8 protein-coding genes, 1 tRNA gene and 3 rRNA genes are annotated in these 12,808 nt (G+C 38.1%); all 12 read right to left on the reverse strand.

Translation table 11 applies throughout. From position 1 onward, the window contains the following. Window positions 1–6: 6 nt before the first annotated feature. The 12 genes from galE to eno all read right to left on the reverse strand — a co-directional run bounded on the left by galE (window position 7) and on the right by eno (window position 12,747). Complete coding sequence (gene galE / locus MKD34_RS08430) at window positions 7–981, reverse strand: UDP-glucose 4-epimerase GalE (RefSeq protein ID WP_240219033.1); 975 nt, start codon at window positions 979–981, stop codon at window positions 7–9. A 67-nt stretch (window positions 982–1,048) separates the two neighbouring features. Next, window positions 1,049–1,165: ribosomal RNA gene (rrf, locus tag MKD34_RS08435) — 5S ribosomal RNA — on the reverse strand. 49 nt (window positions 1,166–1,214) lie between these two features. Continuing rightward, window positions 1,215–4,131: ribosomal RNA gene (locus MKD34_RS08440) — 23S ribosomal RNA — on the reverse strand. A 136-nt stretch (window positions 4,132–4,267) separates the two neighbouring features. Then, a tRNA-Ala gene (locus MKD34_RS08445) sits at window positions 4,268–4,343 on the reverse strand. Window positions 4,344–4,395: 52 nt separating this feature from the next. Further along, window positions 4,396–5,908: ribosomal RNA gene (locus tag MKD34_RS08450) — 16S ribosomal RNA — on the reverse strand. The 16S, 23S and 5S rRNA genes sit together here with 1 tRNA gene alongside, the layout of an rRNA operon. A 203-nt stretch (window positions 5,909–6,111) precedes the next feature. Continuing rightward, window positions 6,112–7,245, reverse strand: coding sequence for a D-alanyl-D-alanine carboxypeptidase family protein (locus MKD34_RS08455; protein WP_240219034.1), 1,134 nt, complete (start codon window positions 7,243–7,245; stop codon window positions 6,112–6,114). Between the two features lie 63 nt (window positions 7,246–7,308). Further along, window positions 7,309–7,683 (reverse strand): Fe-S cluster assembly scaffold protein NifU, encoded by a 375-nt coding sequence (gene nifU, locus MKD34_RS08460; RefSeq protein ID WP_240219035.1) that lies wholly within the window; start codon window positions 7,681–7,683, stop codon window positions 7,309–7,311. Between the two features lie 27 nt (window positions 7,684–7,710). After that, window positions 7,711–8,877, reverse strand: coding sequence for a cysteine desulfurase family protein (locus MKD34_RS08465; protein WP_240219036.1), 1,167 nt, complete (start codon window positions 8,875–8,877; stop codon window positions 7,711–7,713). A 101-nt stretch (window positions 8,878–8,978) separates the two neighbouring features. After that, a complete protein-coding gene (gene nth, locus MKD34_RS08470; protein ID WP_240219037.1) occupies window positions 8,979–9,614 on the reverse strand; it encodes an endonuclease III in 636 nt (211 codons plus the stop codon). An 11-nt stretch (window positions 9,615–9,625) separates the two neighbouring features. After that, entirely contained in the window at window positions 9,626–10,099 is a 474-nt protein-coding gene (locus MKD34_RS08475) for a GNAT family N-acetyltransferase (RefSeq protein WP_240219038.1), read from the reverse strand. Further along, the gene (tyrS, locus tag MKD34_RS08480) at window positions 10,099–11,325 is read right to left on the reverse strand and encodes a tyrosine--tRNA ligase (protein WP_240219039.1); all 1,227 of its coding nucleotides are present in this window, start codon (window positions 11,323–11,325) and stop codon (window positions 10,099–10,101) included. The genes MKD34_RS08475 and tyrS overlap by 1 nt, the downstream gene beginning before the upstream one ends. 114 nt (window positions 11,326–11,439) lie before the next feature. Beyond that, a complete protein-coding gene (gene eno, locus MKD34_RS08485) occupies window positions 11,440–12,747 on the reverse strand; it encodes a phosphopyruvate hydratase (protein WP_023051511.1) in 1,308 nt (435 codons plus the stop codon). Window positions 12,748–12,808 lie beyond the last annotated feature (61 nt).

Here is a 12,808-nt window from a genome sequence, read left to right on the forward strand (position 1 = left end):
TGTTTTCTAAAGACTTCTATACCAATTCCAAGCTGTTTCAATTATTTTTTCAACATCTGTATACTCAGGCTTCCATCCTAATACATCTCTTGCTTTTTCGCTAGCTGCTACTACTGATGCTGGATCCCCTTCTCTTTTTTCAACTACCTCTGATTTTATATCAACATTTGTAACCTTTTTAGCTGCATTCAGCATCTCTAAAACTGAAAATCCATTCCCATTTCCTAAGTTATAAATTCCACTGATATTTTTATCTAATGCTGGTAAAGCAGCAATATGTGCTCTTACTAAGTCAACTACATGAATATAATCTCTTATACCAGTCCCATCTTTTGTTGGATAATCATCTCCATAAATACTTAATTTTTCTCTTTCTCCTTTTGCTGCCTGTAAAATTATTGGAATTAAAGCTGTTACACCATCACCTTTTTGTCCTATATGATATTTTTCATGAGCTCCTCCAACATTAAAATATCTAAATATAGAATAATTTATTCCATAAGCTTTTGCTGCATCTATTATAACTCTTTCAGCCATTAATTTACTAGCTCCATATGGGTTTATTGGAGCCGTTGGATAATCTTCATATACTAGCCCATCGCATTTAACTTCACCATAAACTGCAGCAGTTGATGAAAAAATTATATTTTTTACATTATATTTTCTCATAACTTCAACTACATTCATAACTCCATAAGTATTATTAAGATAATATTTATTTGGTTCAAAAACACTTTCACCAACTTTTATATAACCTGCAAAATTCATTACCGCATCTATTTTATTTTCTTCAAAAATATTTTCAAAGGAATTTATATCTCTTATATCTCCTTGATAAAACTTTGCTCTCTTATCAACTAATTCTATATATCCATTTTCTAAATTGTCTAAAACAATAACATTATACCCTGAATCTAATAATTCTACCACTGCGTGACTTCCTATATAACCCGCGCCACCAGTAACTAATATATTTTTCATATAACACCTCTCTACAATTTAATTTTATCTATTAAATTATAGCACAATTTTACAAAAAATAAAAAAAGATTGGCAACTTCCTATCCTCCCAGGGGGCTGCCCCCCAAGTACTTTCAGCGTTTATGGGCTTAACTTCCAGGTTCGAAATGTTACTGGGTGTACCTCCATAGCTATCGTTGCCAATCAATATTTATTTGTGTTCTTGAACACTTGAAACTATATAGTAGTATATTAAGGTTAAAACTTCGATATATTAGTATTGGTCAGCTAAAAGTCTCACAACTCTTACACCCCCAACCTATCAACCTCCTAGTCTCGAAGGTATCTTAAAGAGTACTTATCTTGAAGTCAGTTTCCCGCTTAGATGCTTTCAGCGGTTATCTGTTCCAAACGTGACTACCCAGCTGTGCCACTGGCGTGACAACTGGTACATCAGAGGTTTGTCCATCCCGGTCCTCTCGTACTAAGGACAGATCTTCTCAATACTCTAACGCCTACAGTGGATAGGGACCGAACTGTCTCACGACGTTCTGAACCCAGCTCACGTACCGCTTTAATGGGCGAACAGCCCAACCCTTGGGACCTTCTCCAGCCCCAGGATGCGATGAGCCGACATCGAGGTGCCAAACTCTACCGTCGATATGGACTCTCGGGTAGAATCAGCCTGTTATCCCCAGGGTAGCTTTTATCCGTTGAGCGACGACCCTTCCATTCGGAATCGCCGGATCACTATGTCCTGCTTTCGCACCTGCTCGACCCGTCAGTCTCGCAGTTAAGCTCTCTTATGCCATTGCACTCTGCGGTTGATTTCCATCCAACCTGAGAGAACCTTTGAACGCCTCCGTTACTCTTTCGGAGGCGACCGCCCCAGTCAAACTGCCCACCTAGCACTGTCTTCGAGGGTACAAACCTCAAATTAGAATTCCGACATAGTATGGTTGGTATTCCACCAGTGACTCCGCGTAATCTAGCGACCACGCATCATAGTCTCCCAACTATCCTATACATACGATGCCAAAACCCAATACCAAGCTACAGTAAAGCTCCATGGGGTCTTTCCGTCCTACTGCAGGTAACCGGTATCTTCACCGGTAATACAATTTCACCAGGCCTCCCGTCAAGACAGCTCTCAGATCGTTACACCATTCGTGCAGGTCGGAACTTACCCGACAAGGAATTTCGCTACCTTAGGACCGTTATAGTTACGGCCGCCGTTCACCGGGGCTTCAATTCGGAGCTCTCACTCCTCCTCTTAACCTTCCGGCACTGGGCAGGTGTCAGCCCATATACGTCGCCTTACAGCTTAGCATAGACCTGTGTTTTTGTTAAACAGTCGCCTGAGACTCTTCACTGCGGCCTCTCATAGCTTTGCGTCGCGTGTACGCTCACCATAAAAGGCACCCCTTCTCCCGAAGTTACGGGGCTATTTTGCAGAGTTCCTTAACGAGAGTTAGCCTGTCCGCCTTAGATTTCTCATCCTGACCACCTGTGTCGGTTTGGGGTACGGGCACTAATATCTTTAAAACGCTTAGAAGCTTTTCTCGGCAGTGTGGTATTTGCACCTTCCATCTTACGACTCCTCATCACACCTCACGTTTAGTCTAGCGGATTTTCCTACTAGACCACGCTACATGCTTGAACTGGCACTTCCGTTCGCCAGCGTGCATAACCTCCTGCGTCCCTCCATCACTTGATATCAGTGGCACAGAAATATTAATCTGTTTTCCATTCGCCTACGCAATCTAGCCTCGGCTTAGGACCCGGCTTACCCAGGGGAGACAAACTTTACCCTGGAACCCTTGGTCTTCCGGCGTGGGGGATTCTCGCCCCCATTCTCGCTACTTATTCCTGCATTCTCACTTCTGATACCTCCAGAGTTTCTTGTCGATTCTCCTTCAACGGCCTACAGAACGCTCTCCTACCAGTCGCTTACGCAACTCCACAGCTTCGGTTTATAACTTAGCCCCGTTACATTGTCGGCGCAGAGACTCTCGACCAGTGAGCTATTACGCACTCTTTAAAGGTATGGCTGCTTCTAAGCCAACCTCCTGGTTGTTTGTGAATCTCCACCTCCTTTCCCACTTAGTTATAATTAGGGACCTTAGCTGGTGGTCTGGGTTGTTTCCCTTTTGACCATGGAAGTTAATTCCCATAGTCTCACTCCTGAGCTCTAGAATTATGGTATTCGGAGTTTGATTGACTTCGGTAAGCAGTATGCCCCCTAGGTCATTCAGTGCTCTACCCCCATAATTGAACACTCAAGGCTGCACCTAAATGCATTTCGGAGAGAACGAGCTATCTCCTGGTTCGATTGGCTTTTCACCCCTAAACCTACCTCATCTCCCAACTTTTCAACGGCGGTGAGTTCGGGCCTCCACTGTGTCTTACCACAGCTTCACCCTGGACAGGCTTAGATCACCAGGTTTCGCGTCTACGCCCAGCGACTATGTCGCCCTATTCAGACTCGGTTTCCCTTCGGCTCCGTTAAACTTAACCTTGCCACTGAACGTAACTCGCAGGATCATTCTCCAAAAGGCACGCCATCACCCCAAAGGGCTCTGACCGCTTGTAAGCACACGATTTCAGGTTCTATTTCACTCCCCTCCCGGGGTTCTTTTCACCTTTCCCTCACGGTACTATGCGCTATCGGTAAGTAAGAGTATTTAGCCTTACGAGATATGGTCCTCGCAGATTCACACAGAATTCCTCGTGTTCCGTGCTACTTGGGAGAGATCATACATTTGATACGGTTTACCTGTACGAGGCTTTCACTCTCTACGGCAGGCCTTTCCAGACCTTTCCAGTTCGGCGTATCATAATGTCGAATACCTTGCAGTTCTTCAGACGATCTTCCCGCTACCCCGTAGATGCAACGGCTGCATCCTTGGCACATCTACGGTTTGGGCTCACCCCCGTTCGCTCGCCGCTACTTAGGGGATCGTTTTTACTTTCTTTTCCTCGCGTTACTTAGATGTTTCAGTTCACGCGGTTCCCTCTTTCGTGCTAAGACTCCATCTTAGCAGATTTCTCCATTCGGAAATCTTGGCATCACAGTTCGATTGCAACTCCACCAAGCTTATCGCAGCTTACCACGTCCTTCATCGGCTCTTACTTCCTAGGCATCCTTCGTGTGCCCTTAATATTTTAACCTTGTAATATAATTCATATTATTTAGACAGACTAACTACTCAATTTAAGATTGACTTAAAAATGAATTGTTAGTTAATTTAGAATATTTTCTCAATATCTACTATATAGTTTCCAATGTCCAAGTTTGATAATGTTTTGGTGGAGATAAGCGGAGTCGAACCGCTGACCTACGCAGTGCAAGTGCGTCGCTCTCCCAACTGAGCTATATCCCCATACTTACAAAGAACAGTATCAATCGAATAGAGAAAAAGTTAGTCTCCTTAGAAAGGAGGTGATCCATCCGCACGTTCCCGTACGGATACCTTGTTACGACTTCACCCCAATCGCTAATCACACCTTAGGAACATCCCTCCTTACGGTTAGGCCTGCTACTTCAGGTGCAACCAACTCTCGTGGTGTGACGGGCGGTGTGTACAAGACCCGAGAACGTATTCACCGCAACATGCTGATTTGCGATTACTAGCGATTCCAACTTCATGTACTCGAGTTGCAGAGTACAATCCGAACTAAGAACAGCTTTAAGAGATTAGCTCACCCTCGCGGGTTGGCAACTCTCTGTACTGCCCATTGTAGCACGTGTGTAGCCCAGCGTATAAGGGGCATGATGACTTGACGTCATCCCCACCTTCCTCCTGCTCATCGCAGGCAGTATCGCATGAGTGCTCAACTTAATGGTAGCAACATACAATAGGGGTTGCGCTCGTTGCGGGACTTAACCCAACATCTCACGACACGAGCTGACGACAGCCATGCACCACCTGTCACTAAGTTCCGGCAAGCCGGCACGAATCCATCTCTGGAAACTTCTTAGGATGTCAAACGCTGGTAAGGTTTCTCGCGTTGCGTCGAATTAAACCACATGCTCCACCGCTTGTGCGGGTCCCCGTCAATTCCTTTGAGTTTCACACTTGCGTGCGTACTCCCCAGGCGGATCACTTATCGCGTTAGCTTGGGCGCTGAGGTTCGACCCCCAACACCTAGTGATCATCGTTTACGGCGTGGACTACCAGGGTATCTAATCCTGTTTGCTCCCCACGCTTTCGCGCTTTAGCGTCAGTATCTGTCCAGTGAGCTGACTTCTCCATCGGCATTCCTACAAATATCTACGAATTTCACCTCTACACTTGTAGTTCCGCCCACCTCTCCAGTACTCTAGAAAAACAGTTTCCAACGCAATACGGAGTTGAGCCCCGCATTTTAACATCAGACTTATTTTTCCGCCTAGACGCGCTTTACGCCCAATAAATCCGGATAACGCTTGCGACATACGTATTACCGCGGCTGCTGGCACGTATTTAGCCGTCGCTTCTTCTGTTGGTACCGTCACTTTCTTCTTCCCAACTGAAAGCACTTTACAATCCGAAGACCTTCATCGTGCACACAGAATTGCTGGATCAGGCTTGTGGCCCATTGTCCAATATTCCCCACTGCTGCCTCCCGTAGGAGTAAGGGCCGTGTCTCAGTCCCCTTGTGGCCGTTCACCCTCTCAGGCCGGCTATCCATCGTCGCCTTGGTGGGCCGTTACCCCACCAACTAGCTAATGGAACGCAAGGCTCTCTCTTGGCGCATATAGCTTTCATAAGTTTCCCATGCGAGAATCTCATAATATCCGGTATTAGCTGTCGTTTCCAACAGTTGTCCCAGACCAAGAGGCAAGTTCCTTACGCGTTACTCACCCGTCCGCCATCCTCATTACCCGAAGGTAAATTGAATCGACTTGCATGTGTTAAGCATTCTGTCAGCGTTCATCCTGAGCCAGGATCAAACTCTTCATTCAAATATATTTAAAGTCCTAAGACTTACGTTTACACCATTTATTGGTTTGCCATTTCTGGCATTTTGTTATTTTCATAACTTCTGACTATTTTCTCTATTCGGTTGTTAATGTCCTTTTCTACAATTCTTGTCGGCGGTGTTTCCCGCTGACAAAAATTATAGTATCATAAATTTTAAACTTCGTCAATAACTTTTTTTATTTTTTTAAAAAATTTCCATTATTTTATCCATAAGCTTCTTTTTTTCTACGTCTTTTTTTACAATTAATTTATCTTTAAATACTACCTCACCGTTCACCAATACTTTATAACTTCCAACAACTGTTCCAGCCTTTATGGGAGCTACCAGCTTTTTCTCTCTTTCTGTAACTATTGAAACATCAGCATCTTTTTTTACAATTTTAGAAAAAGAGTTAGTCCCGTAAGTTTTCACTTCTGTAATATATCCACCTGAAATAGGTATTGATACGACCGGTATATCTTTTTTTATAATATCTTTATTTTTATAGTTTTCATGAAATTTTTCATTTAACGCTAATATTTTCCCATCTCTTATTTTAGGTGATTTTCCTCCCATTACAACGGTTACTATATTAGCATTATCTTTATCACTTAAAACCGTTATATTAAATCTTGATTTCGTATGATATCCTGTTTTTAAACCATAAATACCTTCTTTTCCTAAAAGATGAATTGTACTTTTTAACTTATAACTTCCATTTTTTATTTCAGCAGTTTTTTGTCTTGCAATTGCTATATATTCAGGATACTTTAAAGCTTCTATAGATAATCTATATATTCCGTTAGCTGTTCCCATATCTAATTTTTTTCTAGTCATATGATCTGGTAATCCTGCAGGAGTATGAAATTCTAATTCATTTTCTAATCCTAAACTTTTAGCCTTTGCATTCATCATATCTATAAATCTTGGAATACTACCTTTTCCAGAATGTTTAGCTAGAGCATAAGCAGCATTATTAGCAGATTTTATAGCTGCCGATTTAAGCAAATCTAGTACTATTATTTTTTCTCCACTCTCCATAGGAATGGAGCTTCCTCCAGCACTTAAAATTTCCCAATCAACTGTTACTTCATCGTATAAACCAATGTTTCCTTTTCTTATTTCATCTAAAGTCACTAATATAGTCATAACTTTAGTTACAGAAGCTAATGGATATTTATGAGTTGAATTCTCTTGGTAAAATACATTACCTTCATCATCTCCCAATACATAAGCTCTATAATCTGGAATATTATCTTTTACTACTTTACTTTGAGTACTTTTTGAAAAAGATAAAGTTGATGCAATTAATACGAAAACCACAACTAATTTCTTCATAGCTTCTTCCTCCAAATAAAAAAATTTAGGAACTATATTTTTATAGTTCCTAAATATTATACATTATTTTTGTTTTTTAGCCAAGTAGTCTTCTATAGCTTCTTTTAGAGCCTCTTCTGCCAGAACAGAACAGTGCATTTTCGTAGCTGGTAATCCACCTAAAGCCTCTGCAACCACTTTATTTGTTATTGCTAATGCTTCATGAATATCTTTACCTAAAACCATTTCAGTTGAAACTGATGATGTTGCTATTGCTGATGCGCATCCAAAAGTTCTAAATTTAACATCTGTTATTACATCATTTTCTATTTTTAAAAATATCTCCATGATATCTCCGCAAGATGGATTTCCAACTTTACCATATCCATCAGGATTTTCCATAGTTCCTACATTTCTAGGGTTCATAAAATGATCCATTACTTTTTCTGTATATTGCATAATTTTCTCCTTAGTTTTTAATTGTTTTTATTTTCTATATTCGTTCCATAAAGGTGATAACATTCTTAATTTTTCTACAACTTTTACAACTTGCTCTATCGTATAATCTATTTCTTCTTTTGTATTATATTTTCCTAAACTAAATCTTATAGTTCCATGAGCAAATTCTGGCTCAATTCCCATTCCTAATAGAACGTGTGATGCTTGCAATTCATCTGATGAACATGCTGATCCTGAGCTTACAGCTATACCTAAATAGCTTAAAGATAAAAGAATTGATTCTCCCTCTAAATATTTAAAAGTTATACTTGAAGTTCCTGGCAATCTCTCTACTGATTTTCCATTTACTACTACTTCCGGAATTCTTTTAACTATTTCATCTTCAAAATAATCTCTTAACTCTTGTTCTCTTTTTATTTCAATATCCATATCTTGACAGGCAATTTCTAAAGCTTTTGCCATACCTACTACTGCAGGGGTATTTGTCGTTCCCGGTCTCAGTTTTTTCTCTTGTCCACCACCAGTTATTGTTCTAGCAACTCTAACACCTTGTCTTATATAAAGAGCAGCAATCCCTTTAGGACCATGAAATTTATGTCCTGAAAAAGTTAACAAATCCGCTCCTAATTCTTTTGGATAAACAGGAATTTTTCCAACACTTTGAACTGCATCCACATGCAATAAAATTCTATTTTTTTTAGCTATTTCACCAATTGCTTTTATTGGTTCTATAGTACCAACTTCATTATTTGCATGCATCATTGATATTAAAATCGTCTCAGGTGTTATCGCTTCCTCTAAAACTTTAACATCTATTACTCCATTACTATCAACTGGTATAAATGTTACTTTATATCCATCTTGCTCCAAATCTTTAAAGGTATTTTTTATAGCTGGGTGCTCTATTGAGCTTGTTATTATATGATTTCCTCTATTTTTATATGCTTTAGCTACGCCTCTAACTGCAATGTTATCTGATTCAGTTCCAGAAGCAGTAAATATAATTTCTTCTGGCTTAACTTTTAATAAAGTCGCAATCTTTTCTCTTGCTTCTGAAACAGCTATTCCCGTTTCCTTTCCAAAAAGGTGCATACTAAAAGCATTTCCATATTCCTCAGTTAAAAAAGGCATCATTGCTTCTAATACTTTAGGGTCCATTTTTGTAGTTGCATTATTATCCAGATAAACTCTCATAGTTATCGTCTCCTTAAGTTATCATTTATATTCTTACACCAAGATAATAACATTCTTTACCATATATGTCAACAATTAAAAACTTTTTTTTGTATACTTTTTTATACTTTTTCACCATGGTTACAATACATTTTTATTTCGCATTCCAAACATTTTGGTCTTCTAGCAATACACTTATCTCTTCCTTGAAGGATTATATAATGAGAAAAGTCTATCCAATACTCTTTTGGTATTATTTTCATTAATTCTTTTTCTATTTTTATCACATCTTGCTCATTAACTAATCCTATTAAATTAGTTAATCTTTTTACATGGGTGTCAACTGTTATTCCATCGGCCAACCTCCATATTTCACCTCGAACTACATTAGCAGTTTTACGCCCTACTCCAGCTAATCCAACTAACTCATCCATTTCTTGCGGTACTTTCCCATCATATTTTTCAATAAGTTGCTGGCTACATAATTTTATATTTTTAGCTTTATTTCTATAAAAACCAGTACTTTTTATTAATGTTTCAATATCTTCTAATGGCATTGCTGCAAATTGTTCTGGAGTATTCACTATTTTATACATATTCTCTGTAACAATATTTACTCTCACATCTGTACATTGAGCTGATAATATAACTGCTACTAAAAGTTCAAAGGGTGTTGTATAATTTAAAGCACACTTTGGATGCCCGAATTTATTTTGTAAAACCTCTATTACTTTTAAAGCTCTTTCTTTTTTTCTCAAAATGCCCTCCACTATTCAAAAACTCTCATATATAAAAAATAATCGATACCTCCATGTTCTATTTGCCCTTTAAATTTAAACTGAGCCTTTTCAAAACATAAAATTGACCTATCATTTTCTTCTAAAATATACGCTACAACATATTTTAAATTTTGATATTTAAATCTTAATTCATCTATACTTGCATTTACTATTGTTGTGGAATAACCTCTCCCTCTTATACATTCAGCTAAATACAGGGAAATTTCTGCACCTTCAAAATCTTCATCTAGTTGAAATTTTACATTTCCTAAGAAAGTTCCTTTTAAGTCTTCGACAGTAAACATTGCATAATTAGGAGAACTTATTAAGAATTTATACCATCTTTCATGATTCTTTTTTTGTTCTTCCTCATCATTTTTACAATATTTTTTTACATAGTTCAAATTTAAATGATTATATATATTCTCTATGTCATCCGTCGTGGTTTCCCTTATTACTATCACTACTTTATAACAATCCTATTATATTTTTTCTTTCCTTGCTTTATCATCATAGCTCCATCTATAAATAAGTCATTTGTTATCTCCATAGCAAAATCCGTTACTTTTTCATCATTTATAGTTAAACCATTTTGCTGAACTAATCTTCTTCCTTCACTTTTTGTTTTTAATAGTCCTAATTCAACCATTAAGTCTACTACACCTTTTCCTAAAACTTCCTCTGTCACTTCTGCTGTTGGTACATTTGTTAAATCAAGACCACCTTGCCCAAACAATGCTTCTGAGGCTTGCTTTGCCTTTTCAGCTTCTTCTTCTCCATGAACAATTTTTGTTACTTCATAAGCTAATACTTTTTTAGCCTCGTTTATTTCTGCTCCCTCTAATGACGAAAGTCTTCTAACTTCATCCATAGGTAAGAATGTTAACAATGCTAATGGTTGAGCTACATCTGCATCTGGAAGATTTCTCCAATATTGATAAAACTCATATGGAGATGTTTTTTCTGGATCTAACCATAAAGCTCCTTTTGCTGTTTTTCCCATTTTATTACCTTCACTATTAGTTAGTAAAGTACATGTCATCGCATAACCTTGTTTTCTGTCTTTTTTTCTAATTAAATCTACTCCTGCAATCATATTAGACCATTGGTCATCTCCACCTAGCTGCATAGTACATCCAAACTTTCTATTTAAAACTAAGAAGTCATATCCTTGCATTAACATATAGTTAAACTCTAAAAACGATAGTCCTCCATTTTCCATTCTAGACTTAAAGCACTCTGCAGATAGCATTCTATTTACAGAAAACTGAGATCCTATATCTCTTATAAAATCAATATAATTTAATCCTCTTAACCAATCAGCATTATTTACTAATAGAGCTTTATCCTCAGAGAAATCAATAAACTTTTCCATTTGTTTTTTTATAGATGCTACATTATGAGCTATGATTTCATCTGTCATCATTTGTCTCATATCTGTTCTTCCACTCGGATCTCCTATTTGTGCAGTTCCGCCACCTATTAAAGCTATTGGTCTATGTCCATGTTGCTGCATATGTGACATAAACATCATAGCTATAAAATGTCCCACATGTAAGCTATCTGCTGTTGGGTCAAACCCTATATAAAAAGTTACTTTTTCCTTTGCAAGTAACTCTTTTATCTCCTCTTCGTGAGTCATTTGTTTTATGTATCCACGATCCTTTAAAACTTCAAAAACATTTGACATTTTTATTTCCTCCATATTTTAATTTTATTTCTATTGTAACATAAAGGGTCCTATTTTTAAAGGGTTAATAAAAAAGAGAGACCCTCAAGTCCCTCTTTATATAAAATCAATTAATTACTTTGTTGTATTATAGAATACTTCGATTCCGTTGTATTGAGCAACTGATCCTAATTCTTCTTCAATTCTTAATAATTGGTTGTATTTAGCCATTCTATCAGTTCTTGAAGTTGATCCAGTTTTAATTTGTCCTGCGTTTGTTGCAACAGCGATATCAGCTATTGTAGCATCCTCAGTTTCTCCAGATCTATGAGAAATTACAGCAGTCATGTTAGCTCTCTTAGCCATTTCAATTGCATCTAAAGTCTCAGTTAAAGTTCCGATTTGGTTTAATTTAATTAAGATTGAGTTAGCAGCTTTCATTTCAATTCCTCTTGCTAATCTCTCAGTGTTAGTTACGAATAAATCGTCTCCAACGATTTGAACTTTCTTTCCAACTTTTGCAGTTAACATTTGGAACCCAGCCCAGTCATTTTCTCCTAATCCATCTTCGATAGATTTAATTGGATACTTCTCACACAATCCAGCGTACCACTCAATCATTTCTTCAGTAGTTCTTACTACTCCACCTTCTCTTTTGAAGTGGTACTCAAATGATCCATCTTCTTTTTCAACACAGAACTCAGTTGCTGCCGCGTCTAAAGCAAATGTAATATCAGTTCCTAACTCATATCCTGCTGCTTTAACTGCTTGACATATAATATCTAAAGCTCCCTCTGTTCCGTTGATTTTAGCTGGTGCATATCCACCTTCGTTTCCAACGTTTGTTGAATCTCCATTAGCTTTTAAAATTTTTCCTAAGTGGTGGAATATTTCACATCCCATTCTCATAGCTTCAGCAAATGTTTTAGCTCCAACTGGTTGAACCATAAACTCTTGAACGTCTACTGCAGAATCAGCATGACTTCCTCCGTTTAATATATTCATCATAGGTAAAGGTAACTCTTTAGCGTTAACTCCTCCTAAGTATTTGTATAAAGGTTGTCCTAAAGCCTCTGCTGCTGCTTTAGCTACTGCTAGAGAAACACCTAATATAGCGTTTGCTCCTAATCTATCTTTGTTTGGAGTTCCATCTAACTCGATCATAGCTTTATCGATAGCTACTTGGTTAGTTGCATCCATTCCGATTACTAACTCTTTAATTTCAGTGTTTACATAGTTTACTGCCTTTAAAACACCTTTTCCTAAGTATCTAGATTTATCTTCGTCTCTTAATTCTACTGCTTCGTAAGCTCCTGTAGATGCTCCAGATGGAACTGCAGCTCTTCCCATAGCTCCACATTCTAATATTACGTCAACCTCAACTGTTGGGTTTCCTCTTGAATCAAGAATTTCTCTTCCTTTAACTTCAACTATTCTAGTCATTTTCTTTAAATCCTCCTTAGAATTTTATAAAAGTTTATACTTTAAAATTAAGTCTCAAAAT

This window comes from Cetobacterium somerae (assembly GCF_022430525.1).
In the GTDB taxonomy this organism is placed as follows: Bacteria; Fusobacteriota; Fusobacteriia; order Fusobacteriales; family Fusobacteriaceae; genus Cetobacterium_A.